21 protein-coding genes are annotated in these 19,706 nt (G+C 44.0%); 19 read left to right on the plus strand and 2 right to left on the minus strand.

The features are described 5' to 3' along the window. Positions 1-29 precede the first annotated feature (29 nt). Complete coding sequence (locus O3Q51_13210) at positions 30-1,079, minus strand: acyl-CoA reductase (GenBank protein MCZ4409772.1); 1,050 nt, start codon at positions 1,077-1,079, stop codon at positions 30-32. An 89-nt stretch (positions 1,080-1,168) separates the two neighbouring features. On the opposite strand from O3Q51_13210, the gene O3Q51_13215 reads away from it, so the two are divergent. From O3Q51_13215 to O3Q51_13260, 10 genes are all read left to right on the plus strand, one after another. Further along, positions 1,169-1,516, plus strand: a complete 348-nt coding sequence (locus O3Q51_13215; GenBank protein MCZ4409773.1) for a 4Fe-4S dicluster domain-containing protein — start codon at positions 1,169-1,171, stop codon at positions 1,514-1,516. 47 nt (positions 1,517-1,563) lie between these two features. Next, a complete protein-coding gene (locus O3Q51_13220; GenBank protein ID MCZ4409774.1) occupies positions 1,564-2,454 on the plus strand; it encodes a hypothetical protein in 891 nt (296 codons plus the stop codon). A gap of 104 nt (positions 2,455-2,558) precedes the next feature. Beyond that, a complete protein-coding gene (gene serC, locus O3Q51_13225) occupies positions 2,559-3,629 on the plus strand; it encodes a 3-phosphoserine/phosphohydroxythreonine transaminase (protein ID MCZ4409775.1) in 1,071 nt (356 codons plus the stop codon). A 10-nt stretch (positions 3,630-3,639) separates the two neighbouring features. Continuing rightward, complete coding sequence (locus tag O3Q51_13230; protein MCZ4409776.1) at positions 3,640-4,602, plus strand: D-2-hydroxyacid dehydrogenase; 963 nt, start codon at positions 3,640-3,642, stop codon at positions 4,600-4,602. 135 nt (positions 4,603-4,737) lie between these two features. Next, on the plus strand, positions 4,738-5,286 hold the full coding sequence (gene pyrR / locus O3Q51_13235) for a bifunctional pyr operon transcriptional regulator/uracil phosphoribosyltransferase PyrR (protein ID MCZ4409777.1): 549 nt from the start codon (positions 4,738-4,740) through the stop codon (positions 5,284-5,286). Continuing rightward, the gene (locus O3Q51_13240) at positions 5,279-6,214 is read left to right on the plus strand and encodes an aspartate carbamoyltransferase catalytic subunit (protein MCZ4409778.1); all 936 of its coding nucleotides are present in this window, start codon (positions 5,279-5,281) and stop codon (positions 6,212-6,214) included. The genes pyrR and O3Q51_13240 overlap by 8 nt, the downstream gene beginning before the upstream one ends. A gap of 72 nt (positions 6,215-6,286) precedes the next feature. After that, positions 6,287-6,673 (plus strand): STAS domain-containing protein, encoded by a 387-nt coding sequence (locus tag O3Q51_13245; GenBank protein MCZ4409779.1) that lies wholly within the window; start codon positions 6,287-6,289, stop codon positions 6,671-6,673. A gap of 52 nt (positions 6,674-6,725) precedes the next feature. Next, positions 6,726-7,664, plus strand: a complete 939-nt coding sequence (locus O3Q51_13250; protein ID MCZ4409780.1) for a ribonuclease Z — start codon at positions 6,726-6,728, stop codon at positions 7,662-7,664. Positions 7,665-7,709: 45 nt separating this feature from the next. Then, on the plus strand, positions 7,710-8,393 hold the full coding sequence (locus O3Q51_13255) for a response regulator transcription factor (protein ID MCZ4409781.1): 684 nt from the start codon (positions 7,710-7,712) through the stop codon (positions 8,391-8,393). Between the two features lie 38 nt (positions 8,394-8,431). Then, complete coding sequence (locus O3Q51_13260; protein MCZ4409782.1) at positions 8,432-9,274, plus strand: hypothetical protein; 843 nt, start codon at positions 8,432-8,434, stop codon at positions 9,272-9,274. Here the strand turns inward: O3Q51_13260 and O3Q51_13265 are convergent. Then, positions 9,271-10,974: a M23 family metallopeptidase gene (locus tag O3Q51_13265; protein ID MCZ4409783.1), complete on the minus strand. Its 1,704-nt coding sequence runs from the start codon at positions 10,972-10,974 to the stop codon at positions 9,271-9,273. The genes O3Q51_13260 and O3Q51_13265 overlap by 4 nt on opposite strands. A gap of 172 nt (positions 10,975-11,146) precedes the next feature. Here O3Q51_13265 and O3Q51_13270 point away from each other — a divergent pair, with 172 nt between their 5' ends. The 9 genes from O3Q51_13270 to O3Q51_13310 are packed head-to-tail and all read left to right on the plus strand — an operon-like array spanning position 11,147 to position 19,662. Beyond that, positions 11,147-11,443 (plus strand): hypothetical protein, encoded by a 297-nt coding sequence (locus O3Q51_13270; protein MCZ4409784.1) that lies wholly within the window; start codon positions 11,147-11,149, stop codon positions 11,441-11,443. Positions 11,444-11,453: 10 nt separating this feature from the next. Then, the gene (locus tag O3Q51_13275; protein MCZ4409785.1) at positions 11,454-11,738 is read left to right on the plus strand and encodes a cell division protein ZapA; all 285 of its coding nucleotides are present in this window, start codon (positions 11,454-11,456) and stop codon (positions 11,736-11,738) included. Positions 11,739-11,792: 54 nt separating this feature from the next. After that, positions 11,793-13,334 carry a ribonuclease Y gene (gene rny / locus O3Q51_13280; protein ID MCZ4409786.1) on the plus strand — a complete coding sequence of 514 codons (1,542 nt, stop codon included), beginning with the start codon at positions 11,793-11,795 and terminating at the stop codon, positions 13,332-13,334. Between the two features lie 4 nt (positions 13,335-13,338). Then, positions 13,339-14,325 (plus strand): SDR family oxidoreductase, encoded by a 987-nt coding sequence (locus O3Q51_13285; GenBank protein MCZ4409787.1) that lies wholly within the window; start codon positions 13,339-13,341, stop codon positions 14,323-14,325. A 19-nt stretch (positions 14,326-14,344) separates the two neighbouring features. Continuing rightward, the gene (locus tag O3Q51_13290; GenBank protein ID MCZ4409788.1) at positions 14,345-15,631 is read left to right on the plus strand and encodes an oligosaccharide flippase family protein; all 1,287 of its coding nucleotides are present in this window, start codon (positions 14,345-14,347) and stop codon (positions 15,629-15,631) included. 22 nt (positions 15,632-15,653) lie between these two features. Then, the gene (locus tag O3Q51_13295; GenBank protein ID MCZ4409789.1) at positions 15,654-16,184 is read left to right on the plus strand and encodes a DapH/DapD/GlmU-related protein; all 531 of its coding nucleotides are present in this window, start codon (positions 15,654-15,656) and stop codon (positions 16,182-16,184) included. After that, positions 16,184-17,434 carry a DegT/DnrJ/EryC1/StrS family aminotransferase gene (locus O3Q51_13300; GenBank protein ID MCZ4409790.1) on the plus strand — a complete coding sequence of 417 codons (1,251 nt, stop codon included), beginning with the start codon at positions 16,184-16,186 and terminating at the stop codon, positions 17,432-17,434. The genes O3Q51_13295 and O3Q51_13300 overlap by 1 nt, the downstream gene beginning before the upstream one ends. 38 nt (positions 17,435-17,472) lie before the next feature. Continuing rightward, a complete protein-coding gene (locus O3Q51_13305; GenBank protein MCZ4409791.1) occupies positions 17,473-18,528 on the plus strand; it encodes a glycosyltransferase family 4 protein in 1,056 nt (351 codons plus the stop codon). 3 nt (positions 18,529-18,531) lie between these two features. Then, entirely contained in the window at positions 18,532-19,662 is a 1,131-nt protein-coding gene (locus O3Q51_13310) for a glycosyltransferase (protein MCZ4409792.1), read from the plus strand. Positions 19,663-19,706: the final 44 nt, after the last annotated feature.

Consider the following 19,706-nt stretch of genomic DNA (forward strand, 5'->3'; position numbering starts at 1 on the left):
TGTCGCCCTATCTCAATACCCAAAACCCGCTACTCTATACTCTCTAAGAACTCCAAGGTGTCCACTCCATCGGCATAATCCCACAATTCTGGTTTCTGGCTTTTGCCGAAAGGCACATCATTCTTGGAAACAATGCACTGAATCTCTTCCGATTGAGCTGAGAGCTTGTCCAATAGGTTATCCTCCTTAGAGTATCGTTCGTAGAAAAGTGTGCCTACAGGGCTCGAAATCGATTCGCTTTTGCGCAAAAGCAAAAACCCATTGTCCAATAAATCCTCTTGATTCATCAGCCAAAGGGCTTTGTAGTAGTCGTAGTTATTCGCGTATTTATTGTGATTGACAATCGGGTTGTAGTCGATAATAGACCCAAAAAATCGGTCGAGGTCAAAATTATCTTTGACGTAAAGCTTGGCCACATTTCTGCAGCCCAATCCGAAGTAGCTGAAGATATCTTCACCTAAAAGTTTTAGCTCCTCATCGGTTTCCGTTCCTGAAATCACTGCTACCGAATTCCTGTTTTTACGGATGATGTTTGGGTATTTTCCAAAGTAATATTCAAAATAGCGCGAGCTATTGTTGGAACCCGTCGCGATGATCGCGTCGATATCGTCTAATTTTCGGTCTTCCAGCCAGGTGATGTCAAATGGCCCATTTGAAGAAGTCTTATTGAAGAGTTCAAAAATTGTCGGGAGTAAAAGTCGGTCTTGACTTGACAACTTTACCACGGGATGATTTCCGCTTACCAATACGGCCAGAATGTCATGGAACCCCACCATCGGAAGATTGCCTGCCAATACCAACCCGATTCGCTTCTTGTCTTTCGGTGTAAGTTCATACTTGGTGAGCCACAGCTTCACTGCCTCGGGTCGAAGCATGAAGGCAAATCCCTCCAAAGACTTTTGGATACTCTCTTCCGTAAACCATGGATTCAAGTTTTGGGCATGGATAGCCAAACCATTAAACCTTTCAATAGCTTCGTCGTTTAGAACTTGATCGGAAGATTCCAGAAAAGCCAATTGGCGAAAGATGAGGTGCAAATGTTTGAGCTTTGTTTCGAGCTCAGATTTATTTGATGACATTAATTGTCTTTGGAATTCGTTAGTGACCCGTTCAACTTTATATTTGCAAAAGTATTGATCATATTCCAACAGAGAAAAGATAGATTACCATGGCCATAATTATAACAGACGAGTGCATCAACTGCGGAGCTTGCGAGCCCGAATGTCCCAATAACGCAATTTACGAAGGCGGCGTGGAATGGCGCATGAGCGATGGAACAGACTTAAAAGGAGACCTCACAACCCCCATGGGAAATACCTACGAGGCTGATGCCGAGCAGGAACCTGTGGATATGGACGTATATTACATCGTGACGGATAAGTGCACGGAGTGTGTGGGATTTCACGATGAGCCTCAGTGTGCGGCCGTATGTCCTGTAGATTGCTGCGTGGATGACCCCGATTTCCGCGAAAGCGAAGAGCAGCTCACCAAGAAGAAGGAGTTCATGCATTTGTGATTGAATTCACTGCAATAGGCTACCTTAGATCTCGTTATTTCAACTATATGCGAATAGCCTCAGCTTTCTGTTTTTTCTTTTTGTTTGCTTTGGCTCAAGGCCAAAACTTACAAGAGCTGGAGCAAGAAATGACTGTGCTTCAAGATGTCATTGGCTCAGCACCCACAGAAGAAGAGAGACTTAGGGCTTCAGAAGAATTTGAGAAGCTATTGGTAAGTGCCTTTAACTCTAAGGAAACCTTTGAATATCCCTTCAACTCATTGCCCAAGGTGGCTAAACACACCCCCGAAGACGAAGCTTTTCGAATGTTCAATTGGAATATTCCGCTGGAAGAAGGCAAGCACAGTTTCCGTATGTACGTGCTGTTTCCGAACGGGAAATATCAACGCTTCGATGACTCTCAAGACTTGAAGCACGAAGTCGAGAAGTTGTCGATAAAGCCTGAGCAGTGGTATGGAGCGCTGTATTATGAACTCCACTCCGTAAAAATAAAGCGAGACACCTACTATACCCTTATCGGTTGGGATGGCAATGACGAACTCACGACTAAAAAAGTCTTGGATGTGCTGGTTTTAGAGAAAAAGAACAAAGTCAGTCTTGGTTTTCCGATTTTCGAAAAAGGTGGAGACTTAATGAACCGACGGGTTTTTGAATATGCCGAAGATGTCATCATGAATCTCAAGTGGCTTGAGCCAAAAAAGATGATCATATTCGACAGGCTAGAACCAAAGACGCAAAACCTGAAAGGCAATTACGCTTTTTACGGCCCAAGCACAGCCTTCAACGGTTATGAATGGGAAGGCGACTTTTGGAAACTCAATGAGTTTATAGATATGTCGCGCCCTAAAAGCGCTGAATCGGGCGCTCAATTCAATTTTCCCGATCGGCCAGACCTCAATCGAAAAAGGGATGAAACCAATCCGTTGATTGGAGATTAAATTTTAATGTTGAGGTAACGCTTGCCCCCATTGTCGTTACAAAAATTCCGTATAGCTTTGCCTCGCCGTTTTCGAGGACGGCGAAAAAACGTAAAGCAAAAACGATGGTTCATAATTTCAGCGCAGGACCCTGCGTACTTCCTCAGGAAGTGTTTCAAAAAGCTTCAGAAAGTATCTTAGAATACAATGGTACAGGTCTCTCTATCATAGAGATGTCTCACCGTAGCAAAGAATTCGTAGAAGTGATGGAGCACGCACGCAGCCTCGTGAAAGAGCTGCTCAATGTACCCGATGGATACACCGTTCTCTTTCTGCAAGGAGGGGCAAGTCTTGGTTTTTACATGAGCGCCATCAACTTTATGAAAAATGAGGGTGGAGTAGGAGCGTATGTCGATACAGGCGCTTGGTCAAACAAAGCCATCAAGGAAGCCAAGCTTTTGGGTGATGTGAATGTTTTGGCTTCAAGCAAGGCAGATAATTACAATAATATTCCAAAGGGATACAGTGTGCCGAGTGATGCAGATTACCTTCACATTACTTCCAACAATACCATTTTCGGAACCCAATTCAAGGCTTTTCCCGAAAGCACTCCACCACTTCTTTGCGATATGTCCAGCGACATTTTTAGCAAGGCAGTCGATGTGTCGAAATTCGATTTGATCTATGCCGGTTCGCAGAAAAATATGGGGCCGGCGGGAACGACCGTTTACATAGTAAAAGAAGATGCTCTAGGCAAAACGGGAAGAAACATTCCCTCCATGCTCGATCTTCAAGTGCACGACAGCAAAGACTCGATGTTTAATACACCGCCTGTTTTCGCCGTCTACGGATCAATGCTTACCATGGAATGGATGAAAAAAGAAGGTGGAGTAGCAGAAATGGAGCGTCGCAATGATGCCAAGTCAGACTTGCTTTACAACGAAATTGATCGCAATCCTTTGTTTGAAGGGACCACTGCAGTAGAAGACAGAAGTTGCATGAACCCAACCTTTGTGCTCAAAGAAGAGGCGAGCCACGCCGAGCGCTTTGACAAAATGTGGAAAGAGGCCCGAATCAACGGATTGAAAGGGCATCGCTCAGTAGGAGGATACCGCGCATCGATGTACAATGCCCTTAGTATTGACAGCGTACAGGTGCTGGTGGACGTGATGCAAGAATTAGAAAGAACCGCTTAAACCAAAACAGATGAACATACTCGCAAACGACGGAATTTCTCCTTCGGGAAAAGCCAAACTGGAAGCAGCAGGATTTAAAGTAATTACAGATACTGTAGATCAAGATAAATTGGTCGACTACATCAATACCAACGGCGTAAAGGCACTATTGGTAAGAAGTGCCACCACTGTAAGAAAAGACTTGATCGACGCTTGTCCCGGGTTGCAATTCATCGGTCGCGGTGGAGTTGGAATGGACAATATCGATGTCGCTTATGCTCGTGAAAAAGGTAAGACCGTTGCCAATACGCCCGCAAGTAGCTCTCAATCGGTTGCTGAATTGGTGATGGGGCAGCTATTCAGCTTGGCTCGGGCCACCTATGATTCGAACAAGCAGATGGCAGTATCCGGAAATACTCAGTTCAAAGTATTGAAAAAGAAGTACGCCAAAGGTTTTGAGTTGCGTGGAAAGACGCTTGGTATTGTCGGTTTTGGACGTATCGGGAAAGCCTTGGCAAGTTATGCCCTAGGCGCAGGAATGAAAGTTATCTGTTCAGATAAATTCGATGTGGACACTAAAGTGAAGCTTTACATTCACGGCCACGGTAATGTAGAAGTGGATGTTGAAAAAGTTGAATTAGACACGCTCCTACAGAATAGCAAAGCCATTTCCCTTCATGTGCCGAAACAAGACGATGGTTCAGCTGTCATTGGCAAGCGGGAATTGTCAATGATGCCGCGCGGGACTGTTTTAGTTAATGCTGCTCGTGGAGGAGTTATCGATGAAACTTTACTCCTGGAGGCACTGAAAGACGGGCATCTAGCCGGTGTAGCTTTGGATGTATTTGAGAATGAGCCTACGCCTAGAGAAGACTTGATGAAATCCGACAAAATGGCTTTGACACCGCACATTGGTGCAGCTACTGTCGAAGCTCAGGATCGGATTGGTGAGGAATTGGCAGACTTGATAGTTGCTGACTCTAAGCGCTGGTAGACGCCTTTTTGATACAAAGCTTCTTTAGTTACGACCGCTCAGTTTGGATTTGCCTGAATTGATCACAAAAAATTCCCGCATTTAAGGGAAGTAAATTGTGGTCATTTCACCCTTGAAAATCTATCTTTGGCCTTCGTGAATCCCGTTGAGCTTCTAAATAGCGATCAGCTTTCGATTACCATCACACGTCTTTGCCACGAATTGGTAGAGATTCATGGTGATTTTAGCCAATCGGCCATTGTAGGCTTGCAGCCCAGAGGTGTTTTCTTGGCAAATCGAATTGTAAAGCGCTTGGAAGAGATCACAGGGGTTGAAAATATTCGACACGGAGATCTCGATATTACTTTTTACCGCGACGATTTCCGCCGAAAAAGCGTTCCACCCACACCCAGCGATATCCGTATGGATTTTACCGTAGAAGGCCTCAACGTAGTCTTGGTAGATGATGTGCTTTTCACGGGAAGAACGATACGTGCCGGTCTTGATGCCCTGCTGGCTTTTGGCCGACCAAACACGGTAGAACTCATGGTTTTGATCGATCGCCGCTTTAGTCGCCATTTGCCTGTGCAGTCTGATTATACCGGGCGTACTATAGATAGCATTGCCAGCGAGCGCGTAGAAGTGGAATGGGTGGAAACTGAAGGAACCGATCGTGTAACCCTCTTATCAACAAAAAGTGAGTAGCCTCAGCGTAGATCATCTTTTGGGAATCAAAGGGCTTACGCCCGGGGATATCGAATTGATATTTACCACGGCAGACAACTTTAAGGACGTGATTAATCGCCCGATTAAGAAAGTTCCTTCACTTCGCGACATTACCATTGCTAACGTTTTCTTTGAGAATTCTACCCGAACGAAACTCAGTTTTGAATTGGCTGAGAAACGCCTTTCAGCGGATGTAGTCAATTTCGCGTCTTCATCGTCTTCGGTGAAAAAAGGAGAGACCCTTATCGATACGGTAAATAATATCCTGGCTATGAAAGTGGATATGGTGGTGATGCGTCACCCCAATCCGGGAGCACCTCATTTCCTTTCAAAGCATATCGAAGCCAAAGTGGTGAATGCAGGTGATGGAACCCATGAGCACCCCACGCAGGCGCTACTTGATGCTTTCTCCATTCGCGAAAAACTCGGGGAAGTAAAAGGTAAGAAAGTGGTTATTGTGGGGGATATTCTTCATTCACGCGTTGCCCTTTCCAATATTTATTGCCTGAAGAAGCTTGGAGCCGAAGTTATGGTCTGTGGGCCACGGACCCTTATGCCAAAGTATGCCGAATCACTGGGTGTAAAGGTTGAGTTTAACCTCAAGAAAGCGCTCGAATGGTGTGATGTGGCCAATATGCTCCGTATCCAATTGGAGCGTCAGGATATGGCGTACTTTCCATCTTTACGGGAATACACGATGCAGTATGGCTTAGATCGAGATCTATTCAACTCTATAAATAAGGACATTGTGCTGATGCACCCCGGTCCGATCAACAGAGGAGTCGAAATCAGCAGCGATTTGGCCGATAGCCCGAACAGTATTATCCTTCAACAGGTTGAAAATGGAGTTGCCATCCGCATGGCCGTGCTTTATCTTTTGGCAGGGAAGATTAAGGGTGAGGATTAACAATTGATTCGAATTGCTGAATATTCTCATTCAGGTTATTATATTTGGCTAAAGCAATCAGCAAGAATTACTATGGGTTTCAAAATTCAGAAAGAAGATAAGTACGCCGTTTTATATACTCAAACAGAGAAAATTCAGTCTATCAATGCTCCCTTGTTGAAGTCAGAATTGGTGATGTTGATCAAAGGCGGTTTTAAGAATATTATTGTTGATATGGCTGATACGCGATACTGCGATTCGAGTGGTCTCAGTGCTCTTCTTACAGGAAACAGATTGAGCAAAGAAGCTGAAGGTACCTTTGTTCTATCAAGCCTTCAACCATCCGTTGAAAAATTGATCGCTATCTCTCAATTGAACTCTGTTTTTGATATCGTTCCAACTAAAGATGAAGCCATCGATGTAGTTCTGATGGAAGAAATTGAGCGCGAGCTCAAAGCTCAGGCAGGAGACAAATCCTGATCGACCATTTGCTGTTTGCGAACAAGTTGATCTTTTCTACCTTTTCTTTGTTATGAAATTTGAAGTAACCATTCTCGGTTGTGGATCGGCCACACCTACTTTGAGACATGGACCTACTTCGCAGCTTCTGGAGCACGATAGCCACTATTTTCTAATTGATTGCGGAGAGGGAACACAGCTGCAATTGCGTCGGTTTAAAATCAGATTCCTAAAAATCAATCACATCTTTATTTCTCATAATCACGGCGATCATTGCCTTGGTTTACCTGGATTGATTTCTACGCTTCATTTATTGGGAAGAACCAGACCGCTTGATGTATACGCCCAAGAAGGATTGAAAGAGGCCGTAGAGCAACAGTTGAAAATATCCCATTCGCGGCTAAGATTTGAAGTCAACTGGCACAATCTCAATCCGAACCAGAAAACACTGATTTTCGAAAACAAAAAACTGGAAATATTCTCTTTTCCGCTAAATCATCGCGTGCCTTGCTGCGGATTTCTTTTTGCCGAAAAGGCGAAGGCCCGAAACATTAAACCGGAATACATCAGCAAGTACAACATACCCGTAGCGCGCATTCGTCAAATAAAAGCGGGAAGCGACTACAAGTTGGAAGATGGTACCGAAATTTCAAACGACGAGCTGACGTATAGTCCCGAGTCTCCGTTGAGCTATGCCTTCTGTTCTGATACGGCATACCAAAAGCAAACATCTGGATATGTGAAAGGTGTAGATTTGCTTTACCACGAGAGTACCTTTTTGGAGGAGGATGCAGAACGAGCACAGTTCACCTTTCATAGCACAGCCTCTCAAGCTGCAAGAGTAGCAAAAGAGGCAAGTGCAGGTAAACTCCTACTTGGACATTACTCTGCCCGCTACCGCGACATGGAACCATTTCGGGCTGAGGCAATGGATGTTTTTTCGAGTGTAGAACTCGCTGATGAAGGACTGATTGTTCCGGTAAAAAATGTGGAAAAGAATTCTCAGAGCTGAACCCTTAGCCACTATCTTTGTTATTCAGATAAATTCTAAATAATCTTGAGTTCTTCTAGCATTCGCGTAGTTGTTGCAGACAGCAATCGATTGATTCGCATAGGCTTGGGTGTCGTCTTGTCTGAAGAGGCCGATATCGAAATAGCCGGTGAAGCTGACAGCGAGAGTGCACTCAAGGAATTGTTAAGTCAAGTCGATGCTGATATTCTTCTCATAGATTTTACCGCTCCTCAATTTAGTATTGAAACCATACCGGGAGTGCTCAGTGAATATCCAAACATCCAAGTGGTAGCGATTACTCCCGATCAAGAAGGTGAGACCATTGTCAACGCCTTGAAGGCCGGAGTGAAGAGTTACGTGAAGAAAGATTGCGACTTGAATGAGATTGTCTCTTCGGTTCGCGACACCGCCAAAGGAAACAAGTTTTTCTGCGGCCAGATCCTCAACACCATCCATCAGGTAGACATCGATCCTGAGTCAGAAGATTTTGAAAGCTTCAATTGTGAGCCTGTCAAACTTTCCGAACGCGAACAGGAGATCATCACCCTCATAGCAGAAGGGCACACCAATACCACCATCGCTGAAAAGCTATTCCTCAGTCCTCACACAGTCAATACTCACCGCAAGAATATCATGCAGAAGTTGGGCGTGAAAAACACCGCATCCATCGTGATGTACGCGGTAAAATCAAATTTGGTGAATGTGAATAAGTTCCTTTTTTCGAAATAGGAATAGCATTAGTCTAATTTCCATAGTTTTGCCGCCGTATGAAATTGATAGCAGACAGCGGGTCTACCAAGACTGATTGGAGACTGATAACCCCCTCGGGAGAAGTATTTGAGTACAGAAGTGAAGGGATTAACCCCTATTTTCACAACGACGAAAGTGTTTCGGAAACGTTGCGCAAAATATCGTTCGCTCCTTACTCTCATGCGGATATTGATGAGGTGTATTTCTATAGTGCCGGGTCGAATACCAAAAAGAGCATTGAGATAATGAATACGGGTTTTTGCAGGATATTCACTTCCGCAAAAGTTCACATTATGCATGACCTCTTAGGGGCAGCCCGCGCCTTGTATAAGGATAGCTCAGGTTTGGTGGCCATTTTGGGTACGGGGTCAAACTCTTGTCTCTATGATGGTGGAAAGATTAAGATGAACCTTGGTGGTTTTGGATACATCTTAGGTGATGAAGGTAGTGGGATGCACATCGGCCGAAAAGTACTTCGCGAATTCATGAATGACTTGATGCCGAATGACATGCAAGAAATTTTTACCAACAAGTATCGAGTGACTAAGGATCAAATTATCTATGCTGTTTATAAAGATGCGTACCCCAACCGATTTTTGGCTTCATTCAGCAAGTTCGCTTCTGAAAACATCGACCATCCTTACATAAATGAAATGGTAGACGACGCTTTTATGAAGTTCTTTGAGCGGTATATCATTCAATACCCCGGATATAAAAAGTACAACTTGAGAGTGTTGGGCTCGGTAGGGTATTATTTCGAGAAACAACTACGAGCGAGAGCTGAGCGCTACGACGTCAACATTGATCGAATAATGAAGGCCCCGATCGATGGTTTATTAGAATACCACAAACAGCACTAGAAGGAATATACCTTTTCAGTCTTGTTTCCGACTGAATCTTTCAATTCGATTCGAAGCTCATTACCCGATGGAAGAGGGTTTGTTCCTTCAAAGATTACCGATATGGTCTTGGCCTTTGGCTCATAAGCTGAAAGTACCCATTCCCCATTGAGGTAAGCATTGTAGCTGCCTATTCCTGAGCGGTCGTCTGATATTTTAAATCGAAGCACGGTTCTATTTGACAGGCTTCCTGATGTACGAGTCAAGGGAGTCAATTCAGGTGCTATGCTATCTGCTACCAAAGCAAATTTCCCGAAACTCTTGGACTTGAACTCGAAACGATCTCCTGTCCAATTTCCTGTAATGTATGAAGCAGCTCCCGTAGTTGAATACCTTGCTGCCAGAACATGGTCGCGTAGGCTATTCGGAATGTCGTTCGCTGTAATTCCGATTTCAATGTAATCATCAAGCGGTACCATATCATTGTGTAAAGTATACCGCGCTGATAGCAGACCTGGCTTGGGCATCTCTCTACCGAAGTTGAGCTTCAAATCTCTGTACAGTGCACCTTTGGGTATGATGACGTCAAATTCTTCGGGATAAGTGAAGTTGTTTTCTTGATCGAAGCTAAAATAAGCGTCATAGGGCTTTGCTTCAGGAAGTGCTCCGTTTGGCTCTGCCAATGTTTCAAATGAAAAACCAAGAGTGGAAATATTCTCGTAGGCATCTTTCACCACGTAGTTGACTCGATGAGTGCCTGCAGTTTTAAAGTCAATTACTCCCTGATTTTTTGTTTCGGGTAGATAAATCTCCAGATCATTCCCAGGTTCAATAAATGACTTGTGATAGTGCCAGCGGTTGGTACGGTACACATCATATGCTTTGTAGGCATTGATATGACGGGTTGTGGCAAAGTCCAATTCATCGAATTGCTGCCGACAGATAGTTTCTTCATCCACCGAAAGATGTACCTCGTAGAGACCGCACTTGTTGGGGTAGCCATTCAAGTAATCAAGGGAATGGATAGACATGCCGAAGGCACCGTAAACTATAAATTTGCTTCCCGCTTTTAAGTGATACTTTCCGCTACCGCCTTGCACAACCATACTCACGGCTTCATTTTTACCATTGATTAAGGTGGTGTCGCTCAACGGGTGAAAACGCACCCCCCTGATTCTCGGAGCGATGTCGTCTTTAATGTCAAAGCCGAACTTTAACGGGTTTAGCGGATGACTGTCTGCCGTTCTTCTGATTTCAAAGTGAAGGTGAGGTCCGCCTGAGCCTCCCGTATTTCCGCTCAAGGCAATGAGTTCTCCTTTCTCAATGATTAGCTCTTCATCAGGTGCGAAATCCACTCGAAAAGATTCTTCTCCGTATTGCTTTGCTCTGACCACACGCGCTATTTCATCGTTGAACTTTTTTAAATGTCCGTAAACCGTCGTGTAGCCATTTGGGTGCTCAATGTATAGCGCCAACCCATATCCGTAGGGTGAAACACTTATTCTCGATACTTTTCCTTCTTCAGCGGCTAAGACCCTTTGTCCTTCTACACCCTGAGTCTTGATGTCAATACCCGTGTGAAAATGATTGCTGCGGAGCTCCGCAAAATTTCCCGCCAAGTAAAGCGGAATATCAAGAGGTGCGGTAAAATCTGCTAAATTTTTTTGACCAAAAACCCCGAAAGAGAGGATTGTAAAAAGTAAAATTATGGTGTTTCTCATGAATAGAAGTGCGAAGCTAAGAATAAGCATAGCTCTTGGCAATTTCCGAGCCGGGACTTGAGGAAATGTGAACAATCAAAAGTGAAAATAATTGATCGCTTTAAAACCAATGCTTTTTGTTAATCTTGTAGACCAATTTACTTTTGTACAACGTTTAACCTATTTAAGGTTCATGGAAAAGGGTGAAGTTTCCCTGAAATTAGGCTCCATTAAGGATAAGCTGGTCAAAATCAAGGCCAAGCAGGATCGATTGGAAGCTGATAATGCCAAATTGAAAGAGAAGGCGGCTCAGCTGGAGTTGGAATTAAAGGAGGCCAAAGCCAAAAGTCAGAACCTTGAAAAGGATTACGACCGCGTTAAACTGGCCAAGACTCTCGTGAGTAGCTCGGGAGACAAAGCCGAAATGAAATTCAGAGTTAACGAATTGGTGCGGGAGATAGATAAGTGCATTGCGCTTTTAAATAGATAGATGATTCGCTATGAGCGAGAAATCAATAAAGGTGACCATAGCAGGACGAATATATCCGATTTCGGTAAAGCCGGAAGAAGAGGAAATGGTTCGGGCTGCCGCCAAAAAAGTAGACGACAGCGTAAAAAACCTTTTGGAAAATTACGCCGTTAAGGACAAGCAAGACTTGCTTGCCATGACTGCCTTGCAGTTGTCTACCAAATTGGCAGAAGTGGACACGTCAGCCCCGAAGGGGTCGGCAGTTGATGATCGTGAAATCAGTGAAATTGAACAACTCATCGACAATTTGCTCTAGCTATCTTCCGTATCGCGCCTTCCGTTGGAGGGCTTAATAAATTATGGTATGGATATAAATATTACAGATTTACTTATTGGCCTTTTGGCGGGCGTCATCGTCGGGGGAGGTATTGCTTGGGTGGCCGTTAATGCCGTGCTCACCAAGAAGAAAGACTCCATTCTCTCTGAGGCTGAGAAAGAAGGCGAAGCCATCAAAAAGGATAAAATGCTCCAAGCAAAGGAGAAGTTTTATCAGCTGAAAGAAGAACATGAGAAGGTCATTAAAGACCGCAACCGAAAGATCCAAAGTGCTGAAGATCGGATGAAATCTCGCGAAGCTAACTTGAGTAAGAAGGCTGAGCAAAGCAAGAAAGCAGAAAGAGAAGCGGAGGCCATCAAAGCCAATCTCGAAAAGCAACTGGAGATCGTCGAAAAACGTAAAAAGGACTTAGAGAAAGCTCACGCGCAGAATGTGGCGCAACTGGAAAAAACGGCCAATTATTCTGCAGAAGATGCGAAGGCTGAGCTAATGAAAGCCCTCAAAGACGAAGCACGCACAGAGGCAATGACGCACATCAAAACCATTGTCGATGAAGCAAAATTGACTGCAAGTGCCGATGCTAAGAAAGTGGTTATTCAGAGCATTCAGCGTGTAGCAACTGAGCAGGCGGTAGAAAATTCAGTTTCTGTTTTCAATATTGAAAACGACGAAATTAAGGGTCGAATTATCGGACGTGAAGGAAGAAATATTCGTGCTTTGGAAGCAGCTACAGGTGTTGAGATTATTGTAGATGATACTCCTGAGGCTATTATCTTAAGCTGCTTCGATCCGGTGAGGAGAGAGATTTCTCGATTGGCTCTGCACCAATTGGTAAGTGATGGTAGAATCCACCCTGCAAGAATCGAAGAAGTAGTTAAGAAAGTGTCAAAGCAAATCGAAGAAGAAATCGCAGAAACGGGTAAGCGTACTTGTATAGATCTGGGAATTCACGGATTGCATCCGCAATTGGTTCGAATGGTGGGACGGATGAAATACCGCTCATCTTACGGACAGAATTTGCTACAGCACAGCCGCGAGGTAGCCAATCTTACTTCAACCATGGCAGCTGAGCTTGGCCTCAATGTCAAATTGGCAAAAAGAGCAGGACTCCTTCACGATATTGGAAAAGTGCCTGACGATGAGCCGGAAATGCCACACGCAGTTCTTGGAATGAAATTGGCCGAGAAGTACGGCGAGAAGCCCGAAGTATGCAACGCCATTGGAGCTCACCACGATGAGGTAGAAATGACGAGTCTTATATCTCCGATTGTTCAAGTCTGTGATGCCGTATCAGGCGCAAGGCCGGGAGCACGTCGAGAGGTGGTCGAATCTTACATCAAGCGATTGCAAGATTTGGAAAATATGGCCTTGAGTTATCCGGGCGTTACTAAGTCTTACGCTATCCAGGCAGGTAGAGAACTTCGTGTCTTGGTAGAAAGTGATCAAGTGAGTGATGATCAGGCTGACGCGCTGAGCTTCGACCTATCTCAGAAAATTCAGAATGAAATGACCTATCCCGGACAGGTGAAGGTTACGGTAATTCGAGAAAGAAGAGCCGTAAACTACGCTAAGTAATCGAATGACTCGAAAGCTCACCGACAAAAAAGTATTGGTAACGGGTGGAGCCGGTTTTATCGGCTCCAACCTTTGCGAATCCCTGCTCTCCGAGGGAAACACGGTTTTTTGTTTGGATAATCTTGCCACGGGAAAGCATGAAAATGTTGCCCCGTTCTTATCCAACCCCAACTTTATATTTACCGAAGGAGACATTCGTGATTACCCGACTTGCTTGAGCTCGGCAGAAGGGATGGATGTAATATTACATCAAGCGGCTTTAGGCAGCGTTCCCAGAAGCATCAATGATCCGCTGACGACCAATTCGGTTAATATCGACGGGTTTTTGAATATGCTCAATGCAGCTAAAGAGAAGCAGGTTGGGCGATTCATTTATGCGGCGAGCTCGAGCACCTATGGCGACAGTCTTGCGCTTCCCAAAGTAGAAGATCAGATCGGAATGCCCTTATCGCCTTACGCTGTCACCAAATACGTCAATGAGCTTTACGCAAACGTTTTCGCCAATTTGCACGGCATGGAGATCATCGGTCTGCGTTATTTTAACGTTTTCGGTAGAAATCAATCTCCCGGCGGAGCCTATGCAGCGGCGATTCCAAAGTTTGTCAGTGCTTTTTTGAGTCACGAGTCTCCGATTATTCACGGGGATGGAGAGCAAACGCGCGATTTTACCTACATCAACAATGTGATTCAGATGAATCATTTGGCGGCGACTACGGACAATCCCGAGGCATTGAATCAAGTCTACAATGTGGCTTGCGGTCAACGGACATCTTTGAATGATTTGATAACCAGTATACGAACGGAACTATCCAAATACGATTCGGCCATTACAGACATAGAAGTACAGCATGGCCCGGAAAGGGCGGGGGATGTCCGCGATTCACTGGCCGATATTTCAAAAGCGAAAAACCTTTTGGGCTATGAACCCACCCATACATTGAAAGAAGGAATTGCCGAAGCCATCGAGTGGTATCGGAATACCTTGAAATAAATCCATTTCAATAGACTTGATGGCTTGGTTGAGCAAATATTCAAGTAATCCCTTTGTGAGGAATGTAGCGGTGATGTTTTCCGGAAACGGTTTGGCTCTCATTATTCCATTCATCATTGCTCCATTCATTTCGCGGATTTACACTCCGGAAGATTTTGGTGCGTTTGAGCTTTTTGTAAGAATAATGGGACTGATAGCCATAGTGGGTTCTCTCAGACTTGAGTTCGCCATACTTCTTCCGAAGGATAGAAATGAGGTCTTAGCTCTGGTGAAATTATGCCTGAGAATTTTGGTCATTGTCACACTCGTTTCGACTGCACTAATTCTTCCTTTCAGGAATCAGATCGGAGTATTCGTTAACAGCACTGAGCTGCCTGATCTGCTTTGGCTTTTGCCAATAGGAGTGCTCTCTTTGGGGGGCTTTAATATCATGAATCAATACCTCATAAAATCTCAGTCATTTAAAGAGGCTGCAATCGAAAAAATTGTTTCAGCTTCTTCCAATAATCTTAGCAAATTCATCTTAGGATTAAGCATTCCCAATTCATTTAGTCTTGTTGTCGGTCAAATTGTCGGGTCTGTTCTACCGCTCTTTGCTGTCTTAAGACTAAAAAGAATGAGAGAAATGCTTGCAGAGGCATACAGATTGCCAATCTCCGGAAAAGTGCTCATCAAAAAGTACAAAGACTTTCCACTCATCAATACCTTTCACGCCTTTTTTCACGAAGGGCAACATACGGTTCTTTTGTTTTTAATATCGGGATATTACGGAGAGATCGCATTGGGCCTCTTTGGATTTGCTTTTCGTTATTTGCGCGTGCCACTCATCATTTTTGGTACTTCAATTGGCCAAGTTCTAAACGAAAAATGGTCGAGAGACCTCAACGAAAATCGTTCGATTAAAGGTTCGGTCATTCGAATTGTATTGTTCTTAGGAGGTACAGCCTTTATTCCGTTTACCATTCTGTTTTTCTATGGAGAGCCCATCTTTACGTTTGTGTTTGGCTCAGATTGGACCCAAGCTGGTGTATATGCTGAAATTCTTGCACCTTGGCTTTTTATAAATTTTATGTCAAGTCCCATTAGCTCGATACCCATTTTGGTTCAGCGGCAACCTGACTTCTTCAAGATGTCGGTCATATCAGGTCTTTTAAATTTGGGACTGCTTGCGGTAATGAGCGAGTATGGATATGACTTTATTCAAGTTTTATGGACCTTGTCAGGCTTGAATGTGGTCATTTTGTTATTCGTACTTTTCTGGATAATTCGAGTGGGCTCCATCGGTAGGCGAGATGTAACCTTGTAAAAAGAAGATTTTTGGACTGTATATGACATTTATTGACCGAATAAAAAGAAGACTAAGCACCTTATATTGGTCCTTTCGAGGGGTTGAGATTGGTACTAATTCAGCCATAAATCCTGGTGTGGATATCTGGAACCCGAAAACAGCTTCAATTGGCCAAAACAGCAATTTGGGTAAGAATGTCTCCATTTATTGTGGCAAGAATGGCTCCTTCACCCTTGGTGATGGATCCCATATAGCCCCCTTTGGCTACTTGTTAATTGACAACAATGACTGCTCGATTGGAAGCAAAGTAGCAGTAGGTCCTTTCTGCACCTTCGTATGCCATTCAAATAGCATCAAGGGAAATAGTAAATTTTTTGCAGAGAACTATTCCGATGGAGGGATCGAAATTGGGAACAATGTATTTATCGGAGCCCAATGCACGATATTACCAGGCGCACAAATCGACGACAATGTGGTAATCGCTTCCAACTCTGTGGTGCGAGGAATACTCAAAAGTGGTTTTGTATACGGCGGTACACCAGTCAAAATGATTAAACCCATTTCAGAATAATGCCGAAGGAGAAATTTTATTTCACGGGCAATTCTCTTTCCAGGCGTTCTTTGTACTCCGCTTTTGGTTCAATGATCAGTGGGCGAAAGAAGAGATGCCTGAGCCAATCACATGAACTTTTAGCCGATTACTTCAATGTTAGTTCTGATCAGATATTCCTCTTTTCGGCAGGTCGGATGTCGGTTTATGCCTTGCTTAAATCATTGAAACTTGATTCCCATGACGAAGTAATAGTGGCAGGTTACACTTGTGTGGTATTGACCAATGCTGTGAAATTTGCCGGTCAGCCGCTCAAGTATGTAGACATCAACCCCGAAAACTTCAATCCCAATACGGAGTCGCTTCAAGCGATGATTTCAGAGAGAACTAAGATTTTGATTCTCCCCCATAACTTCGGAATCACCTATCAAGACATCGGTAAAATTAAAGAAGAATATCCCCATCTGGTGATCATAGAGGATGTGGCGCACAGCTTTGGATCCAAAGACAAAGCAGGCCAACTTTGCGGTACCATTGGTGATGCTTCTTTTTTCAGTTTGGAATACTCCAAACCCGTAACTGCCGGTATGGGCGGCATCATGATCATAAATAATAGAAACCTCCTTCCCGCTTTTAAATCGGATTTTGAGCACATCGAAACGGCAAATACTTCTGGTGCAATGCGCATTTTGCTTACACTTTATGCAATGGTGCTGAGTCGCTCTAAAGTGACTTCGTTCTTACATATAAATAGCATGAGGTTCTTGAGGCGCAGTAAACTCGGATACGCTACTTCCAAAGAGGAGGTAGAAGGCATCAAGCCAACCAACTACCCTACCCGAATTCACCCCATCCTTTCTTGTGTTTTGGTGCAGCAGCTAAAAGATATTGCGTCTATAAATGTTAGAAAACGGGAAATAGTAAGTCAGTACGCTGCGATTCTTTCGAAGTTCAAATCCATTCAAACCATAGATGTTGAGAATGCTGTACTGATTCGTTACCCCATTCTTTTTGGTCGAGAGGTAAGTCTTGAGCAAATCAACGCCTTAAGGGCAGAGGCGATTTCTCGAGGGTATCGCTTTGGTGTCTGGTTCAACGATGTAGTTCATCCCAAAGGGTCGTTCCGCTACATGTATGATGAGGGAACTTGCAAGGTGGGAGAGTGGGTGTCGGAGCGCATCCTCAACCTTCCAGTAAATGCCTTTCACCTGCCGAGTAAAAAGCAATTAGCAGAGCTGGAAAGCATGATTCGAAAACATGGGATCAACTAGTTCTCATTACTTCAACTATTTTCGCATCAGATTAGAAAATGTCTGAAAGAAAACCATATCGACTTTTGGTGGTGGCTCCTCACGGGATTCACTTGAAAAATTTTCTGAAGCGGATTGAGTCAGAAACCGAAGCCGTTCACGTGATCACCTCAATGAAAGGTGATGTCGGGCACCCTGAGACAATAGTTGATTTTTCATACCGAAACCCAGTGAATTTCTTGAATACACCGAAGCAAATTCGAGCTGTATGCAAAGAGTTTAAGCCTGATCTGGTACATTCGCAGCAACTCAATTCAGTCAGTTTTTTTACCATGAATGCTATAAGAGGAACAAATATTCCCTTTGTGGCTACTGCATGGGGATCGGATATCTTGGTTAATTCAAAGCGTGGCGGTTTTTTGAGTTGGGTACTTCGACGAATTCTGAGAACGGCCGATGCATTTACCGCTGATTCTCAAGAAGTAGCAGATCGTATGCGTGAAATTGCCAACAAGGATTTGCACATTTCCGTCTGCAATTTTGGGGCTGAAAAGCCGAGCATCACCATACCGAAAGAAAACATTATTTACAGCAATCGCTTGCACAACCCCTTGTATCGAATTGATAAGGTCATTCGAGCTTTTGGTCAGTTTAAAAATTCGGATGCAGGCAGAGACTGGAAATTGGTTGTGGCAGGAAGTGGAAGTGAGACGGATAAATTAATTGCTTTAGCCAATCAGTTAGAACTCGGTGAAAGCATAAATTTTCAAGGTTGGGTGGAAAACGAGCAAAACGCTGAAAACTACGCCAAGGCAAAGGTGTGGGTATCGATACCCGAATCTGATGCAACGCCGATTTCTCTACTCGAGGCGATGTACCATGGTTGTTTTCCCGTAGTCATTGGTCTTCCTTCCATTCGGGAATGGATTGAGGACGGCGTAAATGGAAAGCTTGTCAACGATGTCAATTCGAGTTTTCTTGCAGACGGTTTGAATCAGATTGACCAAGGAGTGGCTCAAAAGAATCGAGAGCTAATTGATAGAAAGGGAAGCGTGGAGGTAGCCAAAAAATGTTTCTCAAGTCTTCATCGACTCATGATTAAAAAATCTAACTAAAGCTTGAAAGACCATAAACAAAGTCAAAATGACTTCAGTAAGGTTCGGGTCGTCCACATTTCCACGGTTCATTCTTCATCAGACCATCGCCTGCTCGACAAGGAGTGCAAGACACTTGCAGAAGCTGGGTTTGACACCTTTCTCATAGCCAGAGCAGATAAGGATTACACCAAGTTCGGTGTTCAAGTTTTGGCCTTTCCCACTTATAAAAGTCGAATTTCCCGAGCTACGATTGGGGTATGGAAGATTACGCTGAGGGCAATAAGCCTAAAACCAAAAATAGCTCATATTCACGATCCCGAACTCTTATGGTCTTCTTGGATATTCCGCCTATTCGGGATTAAATTTATCTACGATTCTCACGAGCATGTCCCCAATCAAATAACCAGTAAGCCATGGATCAAACCAACTTGGTTTAGGCGGCTAATTGCTTTTTTTGCATCAGGTTATGAGCACTTTTTCTGTCTTTTTGCAAATAAGGTTATTTCGGTTGTCCCTGAGATTGTCGAAAGATTCCCTGAGAACAAACGATTGATGATAAGGAATTTCCCACCTTTTGATTCAAGTCAACCTCCAATTGATCACATCAAAACGAAAAAGATTGTTGCCATTTATGCAGGCGGCTTAACTAGAATTCGCGGAATAGCCGAAATCATTCAAGCATTTGCTGAACTTGGTTCGGGCTTTGAATTGAGGCTTTTGGGGCCTTGGGATACTGAAGATTTCAGAGCTGATTGTATGTCCAATGCGGGTGAAAATGTCAAATATCTCGGCTTAGTCTCTCCGGCTGAAGTTTCGAAGCAAATTCGCCAAGCTGATATTGGTCTGGCGATACTCTATCCCGTAAAAAATTACCTCATGAGTTACCCCGTTAAAGCCTTTGAGTATATGAAAGAAGGTGTTCCGATCGTGATGTCATCATTTCCCTATTGGAAAGAACTCTACTCATCCTGTGCGGAGTTTGTAGATCCGCACGATATCAGTCAAATCAAAGAAGCCATAGAAACCTTGGGGAAGTCTCCTGAGAAACGAACGGAATTCGGTCTCAGCGGATACCGCTTGGTAAAGGAAGTTTACAATTGGGAGAGCGAGGGAGAGAATCTCAAAGAAGCCTATCTTTCGCTATTGAAGTAAAGAGAAATTAGATTTCATCGATCTCACTGTGGTGAGCGATTAAT

The sequence above is a fragment of the Cryomorphaceae bacterium 1068 genome, assembly GCA_027214385.1.
Lineage (GTDB): Bacteria > Bacteroidota > Bacteroidia > Flavobacteriales_D > Cryomorphaceae > JAKVAV01.